General features: G+C 69.4%; 15 protein-coding genes. 12 read left to right on the forward strand and 3 right to left on the reverse strand.

The annotated features are described in order from the left end of the window. The 4 genes from KBW98_RS06995 to recD form a co-directional block, all read left to right on the forward strand. Positions 1 to 2,919, forward strand: a 2,919-nt coding sequence (locus KBW98_RS06995; protein WP_211519410.1) for a CHASE domain-containing protein, incomplete at its 5' end; no start/stop codon positions are given. A gap of 263 nt (positions 2,920 to 3,182) precedes the next feature. Beyond that, a complete protein-coding gene (gene recC, locus KBW98_RS07000) occupies positions 3,183 to 6,569 on the forward strand; it encodes an exodeoxyribonuclease V subunit gamma (protein ID WP_211519411.1) in 3,387 nt (1,128 codons plus the stop codon). Then, positions 6,566 to 10,228, forward strand: coding sequence for an exodeoxyribonuclease V subunit beta (recB, locus tag KBW98_RS07005; RefSeq protein WP_211519412.1), 3,663 nt, complete (start codon positions 6,566 to 6,568; stop codon positions 10,226 to 10,228). The genes recC and recB overlap by 4 nt, the downstream gene beginning before the upstream one ends. Next, a complete protein-coding gene (gene recD, locus KBW98_RS07010) occupies positions 10,215 to 12,158 on the forward strand; it encodes an exodeoxyribonuclease V subunit alpha (RefSeq protein ID WP_211519413.1) in 1,944 nt (647 codons plus the stop codon). The genes recB and recD overlap by 14 nt, the downstream gene beginning before the upstream one ends. Positions 12,159 to 12,206: 48 nt before the next feature. Here recD and KBW98_RS07015 read toward each other — a convergent pair whose 3' ends face one another. Both KBW98_RS07015 and KBW98_RS07020 read right to left on the reverse strand, forming a co-directional pair. Next, positions 12,207 to 13,142, reverse strand: coding sequence for a serine hydrolase (locus KBW98_RS07015; RefSeq protein WP_211519414.1), 936 nt, complete (start codon positions 13,140 to 13,142; stop codon positions 12,207 to 12,209). A 296-nt stretch (positions 13,143 to 13,438) separates the two neighbouring features. Then, positions 13,439 to 14,449: a sulfate ABC transporter substrate-binding protein gene (locus KBW98_RS07020; RefSeq protein ID WP_211519415.1), complete on the reverse strand. Its 1,011-nt coding sequence runs from the start codon at positions 14,447 to 14,449 to the stop codon at positions 13,439 to 13,441. Between the two features lie 222 nt (positions 14,450 to 14,671). On the opposite strand from KBW98_RS07020, the gene KBW98_RS07025 reads away from it, so the two are divergent. The 5 genes from KBW98_RS07025 to KBW98_RS07045 all read left to right on the forward strand — a co-directional run bounded on the left by KBW98_RS07025 (position 14,672) and on the right by KBW98_RS07045 (position 17,325). Then, the gene (locus tag KBW98_RS07025; protein ID WP_211519416.1) at positions 14,672 to 15,205 is read left to right on the forward strand and encodes a GNAT family N-acetyltransferase; all 534 of its coding nucleotides are present in this window, start codon (positions 14,672 to 14,674) and stop codon (positions 15,203 to 15,205) included. A gap of 69 nt (positions 15,206 to 15,274) precedes the next feature. Next, positions 15,275 to 15,904, forward strand: coding sequence for a DUF882 domain-containing protein (locus KBW98_RS07030; protein ID WP_211519417.1), 630 nt, complete (start codon positions 15,275 to 15,277; stop codon positions 15,902 to 15,904). A gap of 116 nt (positions 15,905 to 16,020) precedes the next feature. Beyond that, the gene (locus tag KBW98_RS07035; RefSeq protein WP_211519418.1) at positions 16,021 to 16,314 is read left to right on the forward strand and encodes a DUF378 domain-containing protein; all 294 of its coding nucleotides are present in this window, start codon (positions 16,021 to 16,023) and stop codon (positions 16,312 to 16,314) included. A gap of 5 nt (positions 16,315 to 16,319) precedes the next feature. Continuing rightward, positions 16,320 to 16,781 (forward strand): metallophosphoesterase family protein, encoded by a 462-nt coding sequence (locus KBW98_RS07040; protein ID WP_211519419.1) that lies wholly within the window; start codon positions 16,320 to 16,322, stop codon positions 16,779 to 16,781. A 139-nt stretch (positions 16,782 to 16,920) separates the two neighbouring features. Beyond that, positions 16,921 to 17,325 (forward strand): hypothetical protein, encoded by a 405-nt coding sequence (locus KBW98_RS07045; RefSeq protein WP_211519420.1) that lies wholly within the window; start codon positions 16,921 to 16,923, stop codon positions 17,323 to 17,325. 1 nt (position 17,326) lies between these two features. Here the strand turns inward: KBW98_RS07045 and KBW98_RS07050 are convergent, their stop codons facing one another. Continuing rightward, positions 17,327 to 18,253, reverse strand: a complete 927-nt coding sequence (locus KBW98_RS07050; RefSeq protein WP_373888917.1) for an SMP-30/gluconolactonase/LRE family protein — start codon at positions 18,251 to 18,253, stop codon at positions 17,327 to 17,329. 130 nt (positions 18,254 to 18,383) lie between these two features. On the opposite strand from KBW98_RS07050, the gene KBW98_RS07055 reads away from it, so the two are divergent. The 3 genes from KBW98_RS07055 to KBW98_RS07065 all read left to right on the forward strand — a co-directional run bounded on the left by KBW98_RS07055 (position 18,384) and on the right by KBW98_RS07065 (position 21,086). Then, positions 18,384 to 19,490 carry a Gfo/Idh/MocA family protein gene (locus KBW98_RS07055; RefSeq protein WP_211519422.1) on the forward strand — a complete coding sequence of 369 codons (1,107 nt, stop codon included), beginning with the start codon at positions 18,384 to 18,386 and terminating at the stop codon, positions 19,488 to 19,490. A gap of 91 nt (positions 19,491 to 19,581) precedes the next feature. After that, the gene (locus KBW98_RS07060; RefSeq protein WP_373888918.1) at positions 19,582 to 20,388 is read left to right on the forward strand and encodes a transporter substrate-binding domain-containing protein; all 807 of its coding nucleotides are present in this window, start codon (positions 19,582 to 19,584) and stop codon (positions 20,386 to 20,388) included. A 35-nt stretch (positions 20,389 to 20,423) separates the two neighbouring features. Beyond that, positions 20,424 to 21,086, forward strand: coding sequence for an amino acid ABC transporter permease (locus KBW98_RS07065; RefSeq protein ID WP_211519487.1), 663 nt, complete (start codon positions 20,424 to 20,426; stop codon positions 21,084 to 21,086). Positions 21,087 to 21,138 lie beyond the last annotated feature (52 nt).

Consider the following 21,138-nt stretch of genomic DNA (forward strand, 5'->3'; position numbering starts at 1 on the left):
GCGCGCGGCGCCCAGGAGCGCCTGAACGTGGCGATCGCCTCGTACGGGCGTGCGGTGCGCGGCCTGGCGGCCCTGCACGCGGCCGGCGACACCCCGGACGGCTCGCTGTCGCGGCGCGCCTTCGAGCGCTACGTGCGCGCCCTCGACCTGGCGCGCGACTATCCGGCGATCGAGGCGGTGACTTTCGCCGCGTATGTACGCGAGGGCGAGCGCGCGGCCTTCGAGGCCGCCATGCGCGCCGACCGCAGCGTCGACCCGGATGGCTATCCCGATTTCACGATCCGCTCCGACGGTCCACGCCCCAGCTACGAAGTGATCGCCTACCAGTTCCCGTCCAGCCTGCCCAGCGGGCGGATCGGGGTCGACATCGCCGCCCAGCCGCTGGTGGCCAGGTCGCTGGCGCGTTCGCGCGACAGCGGCGGCCTGAGCGCGTCGGGCAACCCGGTCCTGATCCGGTATCCGGTGCCGCACAACGTGCTGGGCATGCGCCTGCCGCTGTACCGCGGCGGCGTCCTGCCGCCGACCGTAGAAGCGCGCCGCGCCGCCTACCTGGGCTCGGTGGGGATCGCGTTCTCGGTGCAGGAGCTGGTCAGCGGCGCGCTTGGCTTCCTCGAAGACCAGCCGGTGCGAGTGAGCCTGTACGGCAGCGGGCTGCCGACCGGCAGCACCGGCCTGGCGCCCGGCGCCGGCGACCGCCTGCTGTTCGGCGCCGATGTGCGGGCCGATCTGCGCGCCGGCCGCGGGCAGGAGGGAGGGACCGCGGACGGCCGCTTCGTTTCCCTGCTCGGGGTCGATTACGCCGGCAGCCAGTGGAAGGTGCATTTCTCGGCTCCGCACAGCGGCATGATGGTGGGCGCCGACCCCTATCTGCCGGGCGCCGCGCTGGTGCTGGGCTTTGGCGGCACCCTGCTGGTCTACGGCCTGTTCCTGGCCCAGTACAACGCGCGCCGCCAGGCGGTGCGCCAGCGCCTGCTGCTCGACTCGGTGCTCGACAACCTGGATGCCTGCGTCTACCTGAAGGACGGCGCGCGCCGCTTCCGTTACGTCAACGCCAAGGGCGCCGAGGGCCTGGGCCAGCCGGCTGCGCTGCTGGTCGGCCGGCGCGACCTGGACGTGATGCCCGCCGCCAGCGCCGACGCCCTGTGGGAGCGCGACCGGGCCGTGCTCGAAGGCGGCCAGCGCAGCGCCGGCCAGGTGGAGCAGGCGGCGCCCGGCGGCGCCCCGCGCCAGTTGTGGAGCGTGCGCGTGCCGCTCCAGGTCGGCAGCCACGACCCGGCGGTGCTGTGCGTGTCGACCGACATCACCGAGCTGCACCAGCTCAAGGCGCAGGCCGACGCCGCCAGCAAGGCCAAGAGCGACTTCCTGTCGAACATGAGCCACGAGATCCGCACGCCGATGAACAGCATCATCGGCATGACCCACCTGGCGCTGCAGGGCGCGCCCGACCCGCGCCAGCGCGACTACCTGGAAAAGATCCACCACTCGGGCCAGCACCTGCTGGGCATCATCAACGACATCCTCGATTTCTCCAAGATCGAGGCCGGCATGCTCAAGCTGGACCAGGTCAGCTTCATGCTCGACAGCCTGATGCGCAACGTCGAGACCCAGCTCGGCCAGGCGGCCGCCGCCAAGGGACTGGGCTTCGATGTCGACATCGCGCCCGAGCTGATGCGGCCCCTGCGCGGCGATCCGCTGCGCCTGGGCCAGGTGTTGCTGAATTTCGCCGGCAACGCCGTCAAGTTCTCCTACCGCGGCCGGATCGCGCTGCGGGTGCGGCTGGAGCGCGCCTTCGGCCCCGAGGTGCTGCTGCGCTTCGAGGTGCGCGACCAGGGCATCGGTATCGAGCCCCAGGCCGCCAGGAACCTGTTCACGCCTTTCCAGCAGGCCGACGGCTCGGCCACCCGGCGCCACGGCGGCACCGGCCTGGGCCTGGCGATCAGCCGCCAGCTCGCCGAGCTGATGGGCGGGACGGCCGGCGTCGACAGTAGCCCGGGGCTGGGCAGCACCTTCTGGTTCACGGCGCGCCTGGGCCTGGACGACACCGCCGGCGGGACGGGGGCGGGCCTGGGCGCCGCGCCGGCGACCCAGAGCGCGCGCCTGGATGGCTGCGCGGTGCTGCTGGTCGAGGACAATCCCTTCAACCAGCAGGTGGCGCGCGAACTGCTCGAGCAGGCCGGCGCCGCCGTGGTGGTCGCCAACCAGGGCGAGGAAGCGCTGGCGGCGATGGCCGGGCAGCGCTTCGACTGCGTCCTGATGGACGTGCAGATGCCGGTGATGGACGGCCTGGAAGCGACGCGCCGCATCCGCGCCAACCCGCGGCTGGCCGACACCCTGGTGGTGGCCATGACCGCCAACGCCGGGGTCGACGACCGCACCCGTTGCCTTGAGGCGGGCATGAACGAATTCCTGACCAAGCCGGTGGTGCCGGAGCTGCTGGCCGCCACCATCGCGCGCTGCCTGGGACGCACCTCGGCGCCGGTGCCGGACGTGGCCACCGTCAACCCGGCGGCGTCGATGGCCGCCGCGGCCGGGGGCCTGCTCGACATGGCCCAGCTGGGCGTGACCTCGAGCGGCGATCGCGCCAAGATGCGTAAATACGCCTTCATGTTCCTGGAGGCGGCGCGCGAAGCCCTGCCCGAGATCGACGCCGCGCTGGCCGCAGGCGACCTGGAGCTGGCGGCGCGCGTGGGCCACCGCATCAAGTCCTCGGCGCGCGCCGTGGGCGCGCGCGATTTCGGCGCCGTGTGCGAAGACCTGGAAGCCCAGCCGCGGCGCCAGCATGGCAAGAGCGGCCCCACCAGCACGGCCCAGGCCCGGGCCCTGGTGGCGCGCCTGCGCGCCATGCTGGTGCGGCTCGAGCGCGAGATCACGGCCCAGCTCGGCGACCGCGCCGGAGACCAGCGCGGAGACCCGCGCTAAGAACCTATCCCAGCAGGCGGGAGGAAGCTCATGGCGATGCATGGGAAGTGCAGGCAAGGCGCGAGCAGGCAGTGTGGCTGGCCACACAACGACGAGCAACGCCGCTTGCGCTTGCCAGGCGCGGCATGAGCGAGTCCCGCCTACTGGGATAGGTTCTAAGTGTGCCCGGCAGGGCGGCGGCGCGGCCCCTGTTGGCTGCCATGCACTACCGCCGAGCGCCCAAAACGGGTATCCTTTGCCCCTGAGCTGTCCGAATCGAACCCATGTCCTCCCCCATCAATCCCGGCTTGTTGATCTTGCACGGCAACCACCTCGAGTTGCTGCGCAGCGCCGTGTTCGACTGGATGAGGAGCCACCCGCTCGGGCCGCTGGAAGAAGAAATCATCCTGGTGCAATCGAATGGCGTGGCCGAGTGGCTCAAGATCGCCCTGGCCGAGGAGCTCGGGGTGTGCGCCGCCACCCGCGTGGCCCTGCCGGCGCGTTTCATGTGGGAAGCCTACCGCGGCATGCTGGGGCGCGAGCGCGTGCCCACCCGTTCGCCCTTCGACAAGGATCCGCTCACCTGGCGCCTGATGCGCCTGCTGCCCGAGCTGCTGCAGGAACCGGGCTACGAACCGCTGGCGCGCTTCCTGGCCGACGGCGACGCCGAGCGCCGCCTGCAGCTGGCCGAGCGCCTGGCCGACCTGTACGACCAGTACCAGGTCTACCGCGCCGACTGGCTGATCGACTGGGCCGCCGGGCGCGACCAGCTGCGCCGCGCCGTGGGCGACCCGGTGCCGCTGGCGCCGGACCAGAAGTGGCAGGCCTGCCTGTGGCGCGCCGTCCACGCCAGCGTGCCGCCGGAACAGCGTTTTTCGGGCCGCGCCACCATCCACCAGCAATTCCTGGCCGCCAACCTGGAAAGCCGGCGCCCGGTATCGCGTCTGCCCCGCCGGGTGATCCTGTTCGGCATGTCGACCCTGCCTTACCAGACCCTGCAGGGCTTTGCCGCGCTCTCGCTGCACACCCAGGTGGTGGTGGCGGTGCCGAATCCCTGCCGCTTCTACTGGGGCGACATCATCGAAGGCCGCGAGCTGCTGCGCGCGGCGCGCCGCCGCCAGCCGCTGCGCGCCGGCGCCGACCTGGCCAGCGTGCCGATCGAGGAGCTGCACGCCCACAGCCATCCGCTGCTGGCGAGCTGGGGGCGCCAGGGACGCGATTTCGTGCGCATGCTGGACGAATTCGACAATGGCGAAGGTGCGCGCCAGGGCAACCTGCGCGTCGATTTGTTCTCCGAGGACGACGGCGAGACCCTGCTGGCCCAGGCCCAGGCCGCCGTGCGCGACCTGCTGCCCCTGAGCGAGCACCCGCACGCGCCGCCCGCGCGGGAGGACCGCTCGATCGAGTTCCACATCACCCACAGCGTGCAGCGCGAAGTCGAGGTGCTGCACGACCAGCTGCTGTCCTGGTTCGCCCAGGACCCGAGCCTGCGCCCGCGCGACATCGTGGTGATGGTGCCCGATATCGACGCCTTCTCGGCCGCCATCCACGCCGTGTTCGACCAGCACCGCCGCAGCGACCCGCGCCACATTCCCTTCGAGATCGGCGACGTGCGCGACCGCAGCGTCAACCCGCTGCTGGCCGCCCTCGAATGGCTGCTGCGCCTGCCCCAGCAGCGCTGCCGCCAGAGCGAGGTGCGCGACCTGCTCGACGTGCCGGCGGTGGCGCGCCGCTTCGGCCTGCGCGAAGACGATCTCGCCATCCTGGGCCGCTGGATCGAGGGCGCCGGCGTGCGCTGGGGCCTGGACCGCGAGCACCGCGACGGCCTGGGCCTGGGCTCGGCGGGCGAACAGAACGCCTGGATCTTCGGCGTGCGCCGCATGCTGCTCGGCTACGCCAGCGGCGCGGGGAGCAGCTTCGGCGAGATCGAGCCCTATGCCGAAGTGGGCGGCCTGGACGCCGCCCTGGCCGGTTCGCTGGCCCAGCTGGTCGAAGCCCTGCTGGAGTGGCGCGCCGTGCTGGCCGCGCCGCGCCGCCCGATGGAATGGGGCGAGGTGGCGCGCCGCATGCTGGCCGCCTTCTTCACGGCCCAGGATGAAGCCGACCGCCTGACCCTGGCCCAGCTGAACGAAGGCCTGCAGTGCTGGCTGGAGACGGTCGACGCGGCCGGCTTCGACGAGCCGGTGTCGCTGGCGGTGCTGCGCGAAGCCTGGCTGTCCCAGCTCGACCAGCCGACCCTGAACCACCAGTTCGTCTCCGGCGGCGTCACCTTCTGCACCCTGATGCCGATGCGCGCCGTGCCTTTCCGCGTGGTCTGCCTGCTCGGCATGAACGACGGCGACTTCCCGCGCCGCGCCCAGCAGGCCGACTTCGACCTGCTGGCACTGCCGGGGCTGGCCCGCCCGGGCGACCGCTCGCGCCGCGACGACGACCGCTACCTGATGCTGGAAGCGATGCTGGCGGCGCGCGACAAGTTCTACGTCAGCTGGGTGGGGCGCAACGTGCGCGACAACAGCGAGCAGCCGGCCTCGGTGCTGGTGGCCCAGCTGCGCGACTACCTGGCCAACGGCTGGGACCTCGACCTGTCCGAGCGCACCGTCGAACACGCGCTGCAGCCGTTCAGCCGGCGCTACTTCGAGCGCGGCGGCCTGCTGACCTATGCCGGCGAATGGCGCGCGGCCCACGGCGCCGGGGAAGGGGAGACCGGGGACGCCTTGCCGCCCTACGAACTGGAACCGGGCGCCGTGCTGCGCCTGGGCGAACTGGCCAGCTTCCTGCGCCAGCCGGCGCGCTACTTCTTCCGCCGCCGCCTGGGCGTGAGCTTCGCCGACGCCGCCGTGGTGGGCGAGGACGAGGAACCCTTCGCCCTCGACGCGCTGGAGCGCTTCTTCATCGAGGACCACCTGCTGGACGACAGCGGCCCGGCCGAGGGCCTGCACGAAGTGCGCGCCACCCTCAAGGGCCGCGCCGAGCGCCTGGCGCGCGAAGGCGTGCTGCCGATCGGCCTGCTGGGCCGCCAGTACCAGGAGCAGCTGGTCGAAGGCCTGGTTCCGGTGCGGAGCGCCTGGCTGCGCCTGGGCGCGCGCTTCCCGCAGCCGGCGCCCAAGCTAGCCGTCAGCCTGGTGTTCGACGACGGCCTGGCGCTGGAAGACTGGATCGACCGCCTGCGTAGCGACGGCGAGCGCAGCGCCTGGCTGGTGCAGATCTCGTCCAAGGTGCTGGATAAACAAGGGCGTCCGCGCGGCGACAAGCTGATTGGCCCCTGGCTGCGCCAGCTGGCCAGCGCCGCCTGCGGCACGCCGGTGGCGGGCTGCCTGGTGGCGCGCGACGCCGTGATCGAGATGGCGCCGCTGGAGCAGGACGCCGCCCGGCGCGCCCTGCGCGAACTGGCGCTGCTCTGGCGCAGCAACCTGGACCAGCCGCTGGCCGTGGCCTGCAAGACCGCGCTGGCCTACCTGGCCGAAGGCGATGCGCGCGCCACCTACGACGGCGGCTTCGAGCTCACCGGCGAGGTGGCCGAGCCTTGCCTGGCGCGCCTGTGGCCGGACTTCGAAAGCCTGGCGGCGGCCGGCGACTGGCCCCAGGTGGCGGTCCAGCTCTACGGGCCGCTGGCGCGCTGGCTCGACGAGGGGCTGACGGTGACGCCCCTCGGCGCGGAGGAGGACGCATGAGCATCGAGCTCCAGCCGCTGTCCTTCCCGCTGCACGGCTCGCGCCTGATCGAGGCCTCGGCCGGCACCGGCAAGACCTGGACCATCGCCGCGCTCTACCTGCGCCTGGTGCTGGGGCATGGCGGCGACGATGCTTTCGCCCGACCTCTGTTGCCGTCCGAGATCCTGGTAATGACCTTCACCCGCGCCGCCACGCGCGAGTTGTCGAACCGCGTGCGCGAGCGCCTGGTGCAGGCCGCCGCCTTCTTCCGTGGCGAGCTGGACCTGATCGATCCCTACCTGCGCGACCTGGCCGAGGCCTATCCGGAAGGCAGCGCGCGCAGCGTGGCCGCGCACCGCCTGATGCTGGCCGCCGAGACCATGGACGAGGCGGCGATCTTCACCATCGACGCCTGGTGCCAGCGCATGCTGCGCGAGCATGCCTTCGACAGCGGCAGCCTGTTCGACGAGGAACTGGTCACCGACGAGCGCGCCCTGTTCGAGGACGCGGCCCACGACTACTGGCGCCAGCACGTCTATCCGCTGGGCGCCGAGGCGCTCGAGCAGGTGCTGGCATGCTGGAGCAGCGTCGAGGCGCTCAAGGAAAGCGTGCGTGAGCTGGTCTACCGCACCGCGCTGCTGGGCGACCTGAGCGAGGAACCCCTGGGTGTGCTGGTGGGCCGCCTGGCCGCCGCCCAGCGCGCCCAGCTGGCGCAGCTCAAGGAAGGCTGGCATGAGCGCGCCGGCGAGATGGAACGCTGGATCGCCGGGCACCGCGAGCGCAATCCCAAGTGCTTCAACGGCAACAAGATGCGCGCCGATTCCCTGGTCAAATGGTTCGACGCGCTGCGCGCCTGGGCGCTCGACCCCGACTTGCACCTGCCGCAGCTGCCCGACACCGCCTGGAAGCGCCTGACCGAAGAGGGCGTCGTGGACGCCTTCGGCAAGGACTTCCATGCCGAGGTACCCGAATGCTTCGGCTGCACCGCGCCACTACGCGCCGGACTGGATGCGATCGCGCCGATCGGCCACGCGCTGCTGCGCCACGCCGCCGGCCAGATCGCCCAGCGCATGCGCGAACTCAAGCGCCGCAACCGCCAGTTCGGTTTCGCCGACATGCTCGAACGCCTCAAGGATGCGCTCGAGGGCGAGAATGGCGAGGTCCTGCGGCGCCGCATCGTGGAACAGTATCCGGTGGCGATGGTCGACGAATTCCAGGACACTTCACCCGACCAGTACCGCATCTTCGACCTGCTGTACCGGGTGGCGGACGATGCACCGCAGCAGGGCCTGTTCCTGATCGGCGACCCCAAGCAGTCGATCTACGGCTTCCGCGGCGCCGACATCCACAGCTACCTGTCGGCGCGGCGCGCCACCGAAGGCCGCCACTATAAACTCGGCACCAACTACCGCTCGACCGCGCCGCTGGTGTCGGCCGTGAACCGGGTGTTCGCCTGCGCGGAGGGCGACGGGAATGGCGGCGGCTATCCGCAGGGCGCCTTCCGCTTCCGCCGTGGCGAGGACAATCCCTTGCCTTTCGAACCGGTGGCGGCCAAGGGCCACCGCGAACGCCTGGTCGGCGCCGAGGGCGTGCTGCACGCGATGACGGTGGCCTGCTGCCACCGCGAGGACCTGAAGGGCGACGAGTACCGCGAATTCTTCGCCGGCCACTGCGCCGAGCAGATCGTGCGCCTGCTGAACGACGAGCGGGTCGGCTTCTCGGACGGCGAGCGTTTCCGCCGCCTGATGCCGGCCGATATCGCGATCCTGGTGCGCGACCGGCGCGAGGCCGGGGCCGTGCGCCGCGCCCTGGTGCGGCGCATGGTGGCCAGCGTCTACCTGTCGGACAAGGATTCGGTGATCGAGAGCGAGGAAGCGGCTGACATGCTGCGCTGGCTGTACGCGGTCGCCAATCCGCTCGACGGCGCGCTGGCGCGCGCGGCCTTCGCCACCCGGACCGCCGGCCTGCCGCTAGCCGAGCTGGCGCGCCTCTCGCACGACGAGGAAGCCTGGGAAACGCGGGTGGAGCAGCTCAAGGCCCTGCACGGCAGCTGGCAGCGCCAGGGCGTGCTCGCCATGCTGCGCCGCTTCGTCCACGAACTGAACCTGCCGGGACGCCTGCTGCGCGAGCCGGGCGGCGAACGGCGCCTGACCAACCTGCTGCACCTGGCCGAGCTGCTGCAGGAGGCGAGCACCCAGCTGGAGGGCGAGCAAGCCCTGATCCGCTGGTTCGCCGAGCAGATCGAAGGCCTGGGCGAGGGCGGCGACGAGCGCGTGCTGCGCCTGGAAAGCGACGCCGAGCTGGTCAAGGTGGTCACGGTGCACAAGTCCAAGGGCCTGGAATACCCGCTGGTGTTCCTGCCTTTCGCGGTCACCGCGCGCCCGGTGGAGAAGGGCAGCCGCGCCTTCTTCGAATTCATCGACCAGGACGGCGAGCGGCGCCTCGACCTGAGCCTGAGCGCCGAGGCCCAGGCCGCGGTCGACCGTGCGCGCCTGGAGGAAGACCTGCGCCTGTTCTACGTGGCGCTGACGCGCGCGCGCCACGCCCTGTGGCTGGGCACGGCCGTGGTCCTGCACCGCGGCAAGAACCGCCTGCACGAATCGGCCTTCGGCTACCTGCTGGCGGGCGGCGAGCCGATTCCCGCGCCGGCCTTGCGCGAACGCCTGGAACAGCTGTGCGGCGGCCTCGATTGCATCCGCCTGCTCGACCTGGAGGAAGAACGCGAGGCGCAGCAGCATGCGACGGCTTTCGCGCGCGACGACGAGCGGCCCGACCTGCTGGACGCGCCGCGCTACGCCGCGAGCTTCGAGCGCGACTGGTCGATCGGCTCCTTCACCTCGCTTACCCGCCACGCGGTGGCCGTGGCGGCGCCGGCGCCGATGCGGGCCCAGGAGCAGACCCTGCTCGAGGAAGAGCCGGCGGTGGCGACACCGCCCAGGATCGAGGACGCACCCTGGCACCGCTTCCCGCGCGGCTCGGTGCCAGGCAACTTCATGCACGAGCAGCTCGAGTGGCTGGCCGGCGAAGGCTTCGGCTGCCTGGAAGACCCGGCCTGCGAACTCCGCCTGGTGCAGCGCATCGAGCGCGCCGGCTGGGCCAACCGCCTGGACGACGCCCTGGCCTGGCTGCGCGCCATCGTCGCGGCCGAGCTGCCGCCGCTGGGCGCTTCGCTGGCCGAGCTGCAGGACCCGCTGCCGGAAATGGAATTCTGGTTCCCGAGCGAACGCCTGGACCTGCCGCGCCTGGACCGCCTGTGCCGCGCACACATCTTCGACGGCGCCCAGCGCCCGGTCCTGCCCGAGCGTGCGCTGCACGGCATGCTCAAGGGCTTCGCCGACCTGGTGTTCGAGCACGAGGGGCGCTTCTGGGTGCTGGACTACAAATCGAACGCGCTGGGACCGGGCGACGCCGCCTATACCCAGGCGGCGATGGAGGCCGGCATGCTGGAACACCGCTACGACATCCAGGGCACGATCTACATGCTGGCCCTGCACCGCCTGCTGCGCGCGCGCCTGGGCGACAGCTACCGTCCGCGCGAGCAACTGGGCGGCGCCGTGTTCCTGTTCCTGCGCGGGATCGCCAACCCGGCCACGCGCGGCTGCTGCACCCTGGCGCCGGACCTGGAACTGCTGGACGGACTGGACCGCTTGCTGAACGAGGATCACGATGGCCAAGGCTGAAGGCGGCATCGCCGCCCTGTGGAGCGAAATCGGCCGCCTGACCGAGGAGGGCGAGCTGCGCCGCCTGTCGGGCGCCTTCGCGCGCTTCGTGGCCGCGCTGGGCCATGCTTCGCCGCCGCTGGTGCTGGCCGCCACCGTGCTGTCCGAACTCGAAGGCCATGGCCACAGCTGCCTGCAGCTGGCCGACCTGGCCGACGGCCAGGCTGCCGCCGCGCTGCTGGGCTGGAGCGAGGAGCAGTGGAAGGCCCTGGCGGCGAGCGCCGCCCCCTTGCCGCGCGGCGCCAAGGGCTGGGCGGCCCAGCTGGCGGCCTGCGAGCAGGTCTGGCAGGTCGATGAATTCAACTACGACCAGCCGCTGGTGCTGGACGGCGAGCGGCTCTACCTGCGCCGCTACTGGCGCGACGAGCTGCTGGTGGCGCAATCGGTGCGCGAGCGCGCCAAGCGCGAGCGCCAGGTCGACCCTAGCGCCGTGCGCGCATGGCTCGACATCCTGTTCGCCTCGCAGCGCGCGGCGGAAAAGCCCGACTGGCAAAAGCTCGCCTGCGCCATCGCCCTGCGCGGCGCGGTCGGCATCATCACCGGCGGCCCCGGCACCGGCAAGACCTATACCGTGGCGCGCCTGCTGGCGCTGCTGTTCGCCACCGCGCCGCAAGCGGGCAGCCAGCGCATCGCCCTGGCCGCGCCGACCGGCAAGGCGGCGGCGCGCCTCAAGCAGTCGATCGACAAGGCCCTGAACGAGCTGGCCGAGCGGGTGGGCGACAAGCTGCCGCTGCGCGAGCTGACCGCGCGCATGGGCGCGGCGCGCACCCTGCACAGCCTGCTGGGCGCGCGTCCCGACAGCCGCGCCTTCGCCCACCACCGCGGCAATCCGCTCGACGTCGACGTCCTGATCGTCGACGAAGCCTCGATGGTGCACCTGGAAATGATGGCCAGCCTGCTGGACGCGCTGCCGCCCATGGCGACCCTGGTCCTGCTGGGCGACAAGGACCAGCTGGCCTCGGTCGAGGCGGGCGCGGTACTGGGCGACCTGTGCCACAACGCCCAGGCCGGCGCGTACTCGCCCGCCACGCTGGACTATGTGCGCGAGGCCAGCGGCGAAGAACTCCCCGAGGAATTCCTCGGCGGCGGCGGGCCGCTGGCCCAGCAGACCGTGATGCTGCGCCACAGCCGCCGCTTCGGCGGCCCGATCGGCCAGCTGGCCCTGGCCGTGAATGCGGGCGAGGCCGCGCGCGCCGTGGAAGTACTCGAGCAGGGAAATGCGTCGGGCGACGCCGGTGTGCGCTGGATCGACCATGCCCAGCCCCAGCAGCTCCTGCAGCTGGCGCAATCGGGATACGGCCCCTACCTGGAGCTGCTCCAGGCCGGGCCGCAGGGCCCGCACGACGACTGGGTGCGCCAGGTGCTGCTGCGCTTCGAAGCCTTCCGCATCCTGTGCGCGGTGCGCGAAGGGGAGTGGGGCGTGACCGGCCTGAACGACGCCATCGGCCAGCGCCTGGAATCGGCGCGCCTGCTGCGCCGTGGCGGCGAATGGTATGTCGGGCGCCCGGTGATGGTGACCCGCAACGACTACGGCACTGGCGTGTTCAACGGCGACATCGGCCTGACTCTGATGGACCCGGCGCGCCCGGGTTCGCTGCGCGTCTACTTCCTGGAGGGCGACACGGTGCGCAGCGTGCTGGCCACCCGCCTGCGCAACGTCGAGACGGCGTTCGCGATGACGGTCCACAAGTCGCAGGGCTCGGAATTCCGCCACACGGTGCTGGCCCTGCCGCGCGAGCGCAGCGCCATCCTGACCCGCGAGCTGGTCTATACCGGCATCACGCGCGCCAGCGAGTTCTTCACCCTGGTCACGCCAGCCGGCGAGGTGCTGCTGGATGCGATCGGGCGGCGCATCCACCGCACCAGCGGCCTGCGCGACATGATCGGGTAAAAAAGAAAAGGGGCCTTGCGGCCCCTTGTTCATTCCTGCGTGCGCAGATCAGTTGCGGCGCTTGCGGCTCGGCTTGACCTTCGCCTTGTTGCGCTTCTTGACCGCCTTGACCTTGGCTTTGCCGGCGCTGGCCTTGATGCGGGCGCGGCTCGAGCTGGCCTTGAAGCGCGGCGCGCGGGTCGAGGCGGTGGCCACCGGTTCGCCGCTGATGAAGCGGCGGATCTTCAGCGCATCCAGGATGCGGGCCGACGAGGCGCTGGCGTTCAGCAGCACCATGGTCGCGTTCTTGCCGGCGGCCTTGATGTTCATGATCAGGCAGCGGCCCGCTTCCGAGGTGTAGCCGGTCTTGGACAGACCGATGTCCCAGCCCTTGGCGCCCACCAGGCGGTTGGTGTTGCGGTACTCGACCTGGCGGCCGTTGATGCTGATGAGATCCTTCGACTCCGTGGTCATTTCGGTGATCTCGGGATAGCGGCTCGATGCGGCCGCCATCTTGATCAGGTCGCCTGCGGTCGAGCGGTTGCGCGGCGACAGGCCGGTCGGCTCTTCGATCACGGTCTGGCTCATGCCCAGCGCGGCGGTCTTGCGGCGCACGGCGGCCTTGAAGCCGGCGTCGCCACCCGGGAAGGTGCGGGCCAGCGCGGCGGCGGCGCGGTTGTCCGAGGACATCAGGGCCAGCTGCAGCACGTCGCGGCGCGGGATGTGGGCGCCGACGGGAACGCGCGAGCTGCTGTGCTTGAAGGTGTCGACGTCGCTGCGGTCGATCTCGATCAGCTCGTTCATGTCCTGCCGGGCGTCGAGCACGACCATCGCGGTCATCAGTTTGGTCAGGGAGGCGATTGGCACTACTCGGTCGGCGTTCTTCTCGAGCAGGATTTTGCCGGTATCGTCTTCCACCACGAGCACCGATTGCGAACCGAAGGGCACGGCGAAAGCCGCAGCCGAGATCGACATCAGTACGGTGGCGAACAGTTTTTTGATCATTGCTGGTCTGGAATCCGGGTTGATTTGACAGTTCTGGGAGGCGCCAGGGCGGCGCGCAATCAACATCTATCTGTAGGGCAACTATAGGAGGGACGATAGCACCTATCCGCTAGGCATGTCTATGGCGTACAAACAAAATCCCCCTTGGAAAGGGTGTTTTTCGCGGAAAACATGGCGCGAATGCGTCACTCCTTGTCGAGTGCCTACCAGCTCTGCTCAGCAGTATACCTGGAACCAAAAAAACAAGCCCTGCGCACGGCAGGGCTTGTTTGACAATCGTATTGACGCCGGAAGATTTACTTCGACTGGTAGATCTTGTCGAATTCGCCACCGTCGTCGAAGTGACGGTCTTGCGCCTTTTGCCAGCCGCCGAACAGTTCGTCGACGGTGAACAGGGTGATCGGCTTGTAGTTGGCCGCGTACTTCTTCATCACCGCTTCGTTGCGGACGCGCAGGAAGTGCTTGGCGCCGATCTCCTGGCCCTGCGGCGTGTACAGGAAGTTCAGGTAGGCGGTCGCGGGCTTGCGCAGGTTGCGGCGGTCGACCACCTTGTCGACCACGGCCACCGGCGACTCGGCCAGGATCGAGACCGAGGGGTAGACCACTTCGAAATTGTCGCCGAACTCGGCGCGCACCATGCTCACTTCGTTCTCGAAGGTCACCAGCACGTCGCCGATCTGGCGCTGGGTGAAGGTGGTGGTGGCGGCGCGGCCGCCGGCGTCCAGGATCGGCACGTTCTTGAAGATGCGGCCGACCAGGTCGCGCGCCTGCTGCTCGTTGCCGCCCTTCTTCAGCACCGAGCCCCAGGCCGCCAGGTAGGTGTAGCGGCCATTGCCCGCGGTCTTAGGATTCGGGATGATGACCTGCACGCCCGGACGGGCCAGGTCTTCCCAGTTGCGGATCTGCTTAGGATTACCCTTGCGGACCAGGTAGACCATGGTCGAGTAGTACGGCGCGGCGTTGTTCGGGAATTTCTTGGCCCAGTCCTTCGTCACCAGGCCGCGCTCGGCCAGCATGTCGATGTCGTTGGCCTGGTTCATGGTCACCACCGAGGCTTCCAGGCCGTCGGCGACGGCGCGCGCCTGCTTGCTGGAGCCGCCGTGCGACTGCTTGACGGTCACGGTCTCGCCGGTTTGCTTCTTGTAGGCGTCGATGAAGGCCGGGTTGATGTCCTTGTACAGTTCGCGCGCCACGTCGTAGGACACGTTCAGCAGCTCGGTGCCGGCGGCGCTGGCCTGGAAGGGCAGGGCCGCGCCCAGGGCCAGGGTAAGGATCCAGCGGCGCAGCGAATTCGGGGTGGTGGTCATGTTGTTCTCGCTTGGTCAGTGATGCAGGGGTGGTGCATGAGGTAGTGCACAGGGTACATGTTCACTAATTTCGTGCCGGAACGGAACGACAGATTTGTCATATCCATATACGGCGCCCGTATTGTGCAGTGCGAAAGCAGAGCCTCTACCTTTCGGTGTATAGTCGAGGCCTCGCGACGCGCCGGCGGCGCTCGTCCGTTTCGTTTTCAATGTAGATGATAGATGTCCACCCGTATTGAAATCCGCAAGGCGCTTCCTGATGACGCGCCTGCCGCCTGCACCCTGCTGCGCCGCTCGATCGAGGAGTGCCGCCAGGACGACCACCGGAACCATCCGGAGGTCCTCGGTCCCTGGCTCGGCAACAAGACCCCGGCCACCGTGGCCGCCTGGTTCTCTACGCCCAGCAATTTCGCCCTGGTCGCGGAAAGCGAAGGCCAGCTGGTGGGCATGGCCCTGCTGACCCAGGCCGGCAAGGTGGCCCTGTGCTACGTGCTGCCGGAAGCCCTGCGCTGCGGCGTCGGCCGTGCGCTGCTGTCCGCCCTCGAAGACCAGGCGCGCGCCTGGAACATCGCCAAGCTGCACCTCAACAGCCCGGCCGGCGCCACCGCCTTCTTCGAGCGCCACGGTTATCTCAATGCCGGCAAGGAAAAATCCTGCTTCGGCCTCGACTGCGACCTGATGTGGAAACGCCTCGACGAAACCTGCGCCACCGAGCAAGGCGCGGCGCGCAAGCGTTTCTGCAATTGCAGCGGATAAACCACAGCCCCGTCTTTTGTGCCGTCCCGCCTTAGGCTATAGTACGCGTCTCGCATTGATGAGTTCGTTATGGCTTCACGTAGAGATTTCCTGAAACAGGGCGCCGGCCTGTGTGCCCTGGGCGCCCTCGGCAGCCCGGTCGCGGCAGCCGCAGCCTCCAACACCACCGATATGTCGCCGCCGCCGGACCTGTTCGACGCGCAGCTGCTGGACCTGGATTTCTGGGTCAAGCCGCGCACCCTGTCGGTGGTGCGCCCGGCCAGCGGCGAACGCGCCAAGGTGCTGTACTGGAAGGACGGCGAGGTGATCGATTCGGCCTACCAGGAGCTGTGCCACCTGCTGCGCGACGTGAACGGCCGCGAGACCGCGCCCATCGATCCCAAGCTGCTCGAGATGCTGTGGGGGACGCAGGCCTTCATCGCCCGCTACGGCCTGGTGCAGCCGCTCGAGATCCTGTCGGGCTACCGTACCGAAGCGTCCAACAAGCGCCTGATCGAAGAGGGCATCCCGGCCGCGCGCAAATCCTTGCACATGATGGGCAAGGCGGCCGACATCCGCGTCGCCGCGCTCAACGAGGAAGTGCTGGGCGGCCTGATCCGCAGCTTCCGCCAGGGCGGCGTCGGCTACTACTACCGCTCCGGCCCGAAAGGTGGCTGGATCCACGCCGACACCGGCCTGCAGCGCACCTGGAAGGGCTGAGCCCCCGGACGCGTGCGAGGGGCTTGCGGAACTTGGGCTAGTATTTGCCATCATGGCCTGGGCAGGACGCCCGGGCCGGTCATTCCTTCCCGCATTTCCTTTCCAAGGAGGCTGTGATGGCAACAATGAACGCACCCACGATGGACCGCAGGACCACCGGCGAACGCCGCGTGTCGATGCGCCCCCATGCGCGCTCCGCGATGTCCGCCCTCGATTACCTGGCGATGGCGCTCCTGATCATCGGCGGCCTGAACTGGGGCATGGTCGGCCTGTTCGACGTCGACATGGTTGCCACCCTGTTCGGCCCGGACAGCCCGCTGACCCGCGTGGTCTATGTGCTGGTGGGCGTGGCGGCGCTGTACTCGGTCTACACGATGGCCAAGATGGCCGGCAGCAAGCGCGGCTTGTGAGCCGCATGCGGGTCGGACTGATCTCCGACACGCACGGGCTGCTGCGCCCGCAGGCGCTGGATTTCCTGCGGGGCAGCGCCCACATCCTTCACGCGGGCGACATCGTCGGGCCGGAGATCCTCGAGCGGCTGGGCGAACTGGCGCCCGTCAGCGCGGTGCGCGGGAACAACGACCTCGGCGCCTGGGCCGCCGGCCTGCCGCATGCGCTGCGCCTGGAGCTGGGCGGCGTCGGCGTCTACATGATTCACGATCTCAAGGAACTGGATATCGATCCTGTCGCGGCCGGCGTGCGCGTGGTGGTGGCGGGGCATTCGCACAAGCCGTCGCGTGTGGAGCGGGATGGGGTGTTGTATGTGAATCCGGGGAGTGCGGGGCGGCGCAGATTCACGCTGCCGATTTCGGTGGGAGAGTTGTTCATCGAGGGCGGGGACGTGCGCGTGCGGCTCGTGACGCTCGATGTCGAATGAGGTGGCGTGCTGCGAACTTGGGCGGAACAATGCCAGTGGCATTGTTCCGGCCAAGTTCGCCGAGCCGCCCTTGACATCAAACTTCAGCCCCACCCCCAAAATCCCGTAAGATAGCGCCACTCCCATATACACGCAGCACATGACCTCCCAGCCCGACACACCACCCCGCTTCAAGCCCCGCCCCTGGACGCCCCTCGAGACCCCGCAGGACGTCGAACTCTGGATCGACGAGCACAACCGCTTCCTGCAGGAGACTGTCAAACCCCAGGAAACCGGCGTCGGCATCTGCTTCACCCTGGGCGAAGGCGGCAATGTCACCATGCAGACCACGGCCGACGCCGTGATCCTCGACGTCGACCAGGATGCCGCCTGGATCGCGCCCCTGATCAGCGCCGCCACCGGCGTCGAGCCGCCGCGTGGCCAGATCTGGGTGCTGCCCGACGACAAGCTGGTCCAGCTGATCCTGGGCCTGTCGATGCTGGTCGAGAGCACGACCCTGGTCACTGGCCACAACTTCGGCTCGCAGGGCCGGCGCGCCTGGTGAATCAGTAGGGCAGGCCGCTCACCGCGAGCGGCAGCCGCCACAGCGCGCCCGCGCCGGTGATGTAGAGCGTCTTGCCGCCCTTGCCGCCGAAGGCCGCATTGGTGACGTTGGCGTCGACCCGGATCGTGGCCAGTTCCCGGCCCTGCGGCGAGAATACGCGCACCCGCTTCGCTCCATGCTCGGTCACGTAGATGTTGCCGTGGCAGTCGAGCGTCATGCCGTCGCCGCCTTCCAGGCCGCTCACCAGCGTGCGCCCGGCCTGGGGCGCGCCCTTCACGATGGGATAGGCCTTGAGCAGGCCGTCGCTGGCGTTCACGTACAGCAGCTCGCCCGCCGGCGACAGCGCGATGCCGTTCGGATTGGGACGCGTGCCGTCGACCAGCGTCACCGCGCCATCCGTGCCGACGCGGTAGATCCCCGTCACCGGCTGCCCGCCCGGCGCCGCCGCCTTCTGCCAATCCGGATCGGTGAAGTAGACCGCGCCGTCGGCCGCGATCGCGATGTCGTTCGGCGAGTTGAACACATTCCCCTTGTAGCTGCCCGCGAGCAGCGCGGCCTTGGCGCCGTCCCAGGCATGGCGCAGCAGCGCCTTGTCCTTGTGGCTGGCCAGGACCAGCCTGCCTCCCGCATCGACGGCCAGGCCATTGCTGCCGCCGTCCTCGATCGCGGTGCTCACCTTGCCGTCCGGTCCCAGCCTGCGCACGCGCGAGGGGAAACCCTTGGCGAAACTGAAGTCGGAAAAGTAGAGCGCATCCTTGATCCAAACCGGCCCTTCGTAGAGCCCGGGTTCCGCGCGCGTGGGCGCGGCCGCGGCGACGCGTTCGGCCTTCAGCTCGCCGGCAGGGGCCAGGCCGCAGGACGCGGCCAGGGCGCTGGCGGGAAGCAGCCCGGCGCCGAAGACGAAGCAGGAAAGGGTGGAAAGGGACACGATGGAAATCCGCATGATCATGGTGTTGTTACCGCTATCATTTATCGTGAAACGATTGTATCCTTGTTAAGCCCGGGTGGAAATACCCGGCGCATGGAGACAAGCAAACGAACGAGAACAGGAGATGGGCATGATCGATCAACATCGGCGCGGCATGGTCCTGGCCGCGGGTGCACTGGCGGCTGGCGCGGTTGGCGCTCCCGCCTGGGGGCAGAACGCCGCACAGGGCGGCCGCAAGCTGGGCTACGCCATCGTCGGCCTGGGCGGCTACGGACTGGGCGTCGTGATCCCGCAGTTCAAGCATTGCCGGCACAGCCGCCTGGTGGCGCTGGTGAGCGGCGACCCGGCCAAGGCCAGGCGTGTGGCTCAGGAATACGGGGTGCCGGAAAAGAACCTCTACAACTACGACAACTACGACAGCATCCGCGACAACCCGGCCATCGACATCGTCTACATCTGCCTGCCCGTGTCCATGCATGCCGAGTACACGATCCGCGCCGCCAGGGCGGGCAAGCACGTGCTGTGCGAAAAGCCGATGGCGGTGTCCTCGCGCGAATGCGAAGCCATGATCGCGGCCTGCCGCCAGGCGGTCAAGAAGCTGATGATCGGCTACCGCTGCCACTTCGAGCCGTACAACCTGGAAGCGATCCGCCGCGCGCGCGCGGGCGAAATCGGCAAGCTGCGCTACTTCCGGTCCGAGCATGGCTTCAACTTCGGCAATCCGAATGCCTGGCGCCTCAAGAAGGCGATGTCGGGCGGCGGCTCGATGATGGACATCGGCATCTACGCGCTGCAGGCGGCGCGCTACATGACCGGCGAGGAGCCCGTCGCCCTGTATGCCAAGGAGACCACCGACAAGCGCGACCCGCGCTTCCGCGAGGTCGAGGACATGGTCGAGTTCCAGCTCGAGTTCCCGTCCGGCGTGATCGGCTCCTGCATGTCGATGTACAGCGCCAACCAGAATCACATCCTCCTGATGGGCGACAAGGGCCGCATCGAAATGGAGCCCGGCACCGGCTACGGCGGCAACCGCCTGTGGGTGGGCAAGGGGCGCGAGACCGAGATCACGCCGCCGAACGCCGAGGCCAACCAGTGGGCCGGCCAGCTCGACCACCTGGCGCAATGCGTGCTACAGAACCGCGAACCGATCGTGGCCGGCGAAGAGGGCTTGCGCGACATCCGCATCATCGAGGCGGTGTACAAGTCGGCGCGCGAGGGGCGCAGGATCGTGCTGTAAGGACCGCCAGGCGAACGCCGCGCGCTAGGCACCGCCGCCGGTTTTCGGTTATAAAGGCAGCTCGATTGTTGTACGGAGTAAAGTGATGGGTATGGGAATCACGAAGCTTGGCCGGCGCGGCGCGCTGGCCCTCGGTCTGGCAACGGGTATGCTGCTGGCGCTGCCGCAGGTGCAGGCGGCCGACCTGCTGGCGGACACCAAGGCGCGCGGCACCCTGCGCATCGCCATGGAAGGCACCTACCCGCCGTTCAACTTCAAGGACCCGAAGACCGGCCAGCTGGCCGGCTACGACGTCGACGTCGCCCGCCTGGTGGCCGGCAAGCTGGGCCTGCGGCCCGAGTTCGTCAGCACCGAGTGGGCCGCCATCCTGGCCGGCCTGGCGGCGGGCAAGTACGACGTGATCATCAGCCAGGTCGGGATCACGGAGAAACGCCGGCAGGCCTTCGATTTTTCGGTCCCTTACACCTATTCGAGCCCGCAGCTCATCGTGCGCAAGAACGAGCGCGCCAGCTACGCCAGCCTGAATGACCTGAAGGGCCGCAAGGTCGGCGTGGGGCAGGGCAGCGTGTTCGAGCAGCAGGTCAAGGCGGTGCCGGGCATCGAGGTCAAGAGCTATCCGGCGGCGCCGGAGAACCTGCAGGACCTGGCCTTCGGGCGCATCGACGCGGCCCTCAACGACAGCCTGATGGTGGCCTACCTGCTCAAGAATTCGCGCCTGCCGATCAAGGCCGGGCCGCGCGTGGGCGCGGTCGAGCGCATGGGCGTCGCCATGCGCAAGGGGAATCCGCAGTTCAAGGCGGCGGTCGACAAGATCCTCGAGGACGCCCGCAAGGATGGCACGCTCAAGGGGCTGTCGCTCAAGTGGTTCGGCGCCGACGCGAGCCAGGAACCGAAGTGATTCCCGCCGACGCGGCCTCCGGGGGCGCCGCGCTCCTGGAGCTGGCCGGCCTGCTGCGCGACGCGGCGCCGGTGATGCTGGCCGGCGCAGGCTACACCCTGCTGTTCGCGGTCGCCTCGATGGTGGGCGGGCTGGCGCTGGGCTTTCCCGTGGCCCTGATGCGCCTGGCGCCCTGGCGCCTGGTGCGCCTGCCGGCTTCGCTCTATGTGAGCGTGATGCGCGGCACGCCGCTGCTGGTGCAGATCTTCGTCATCTACTACGGCTTGCCGAGCGTCGGCATCGAGTTCACGCCAGTCACGGCGGGCGTGCTGGCGCTCTCGCTCAACGGCGGCGCCTACCTGTCCGAAAGCCTGCGCGGCGCGATCCGCAGCGTCAGCGAAGGGCAGTGGCGCGCCAGCTTCAGCCTCGGCCTGGGCTGGTGGCAGACCCTCGGCCACGTGATCCTGCCACAGGCGCTGCGCGTGGCCGTGCCGTCGATGAGCAACACCTTGATCAGCCTGATCAAGGACACTTCGCTGGTGTCGGTGATCGCGCTCACCGAGCTGATGCTGGCGACCAAGGAAGTCATCGCCGTCACCTTCCAGCCCTTGCCCCTCTACCTGGCGGCGGCCGCCATCTACTGGTGCCTGAGCCTGTTCTTCGAAGCCCTCCAGCGCCGCGCCGAGCGGCGCCTGAACCGGGCGCACCAGCCGCGCTGAGCCGGCCGGTGTGTTGTAGAAATGCCGATTGCATATGCACAACATACCTCGA

The sequence above is a fragment of the Massilia sp. ST3 genome, assembly GCF_018119405.1.
Lineage (GTDB): Bacteria > Pseudomonadota > Gammaproteobacteria > Burkholderiales > Burkholderiaceae_D > Telluria.

Coding starts and splice junctions, on each gene's coding strand:
- recC (WP_211519411.1), top strand. CDS start 3,183: ATGTCCTCCCCCATCAATCCCGGCTTGTTGATCTTGCACGGCAACCAC.
- recB (WP_211519412.1), top strand. CDS start 6,566: ATGAGCATCGAGCTCCAGCCGCTGTCCTTCCCGCTGCACGGCTCGCGC.
- recD (WP_211519413.1), top strand. CDS start 10,215: ATGGCCAAGGCTGAAGGCGGCATCGCCGCCCTGTGGAGCGAAATCGGC.
- KBW98_RS07015 (WP_211519414.1), bottom strand. CDS start 13,142: ATGATCAAAAAACTGTTCGCCACCGTACTGATGTCGATCTCGGCTGCG.
- KBW98_RS07020 (WP_211519415.1), bottom strand. CDS start 14,449: ATGACCACCACCCCGAATTCGCTGCGCCGCTGGATCCTTACCCTGGCC.
- KBW98_RS07025 (WP_211519416.1), top strand. CDS start 14,672: ATGTCCACCCGTATTGAAATCCGCAAGGCGCTTCCTGATGACGCGCCT.
- KBW98_RS07030 (WP_211519417.1), top strand. CDS start 15,275: ATGGCTTCACGTAGAGATTTCCTGAAACAGGGCGCCGGCCTGTGTGCC.
- KBW98_RS07035 (WP_211519418.1), top strand. CDS start 16,021: ATGGCAACAATGAACGCACCCACGATGGACCGCAGGACCACCGGCGAA.
- KBW98_RS07040 (WP_211519419.1), top strand. CDS start 16,320: ATGCGGGTCGGACTGATCTCCGACACGCACGGGCTGCTGCGCCCGCAG.
- KBW98_RS07045 (WP_211519420.1), top strand. CDS start 16,921: ATGACCTCCCAGCCCGACACACCACCCCGCTTCAAGCCCCGCCCCTGG.
- KBW98_RS07055 (WP_211519422.1), top strand. CDS start 18,384: ATGATCGATCAACATCGGCGCGGCATGGTCCTGGCCGCGGGTGCACTG.
- KBW98_RS07060 (WP_373888918.1), top strand. CDS start 19,582: ATGGGAATCACGAAGCTTGGCCGGCGCGGCGCGCTGGCCCTCGGTCTG.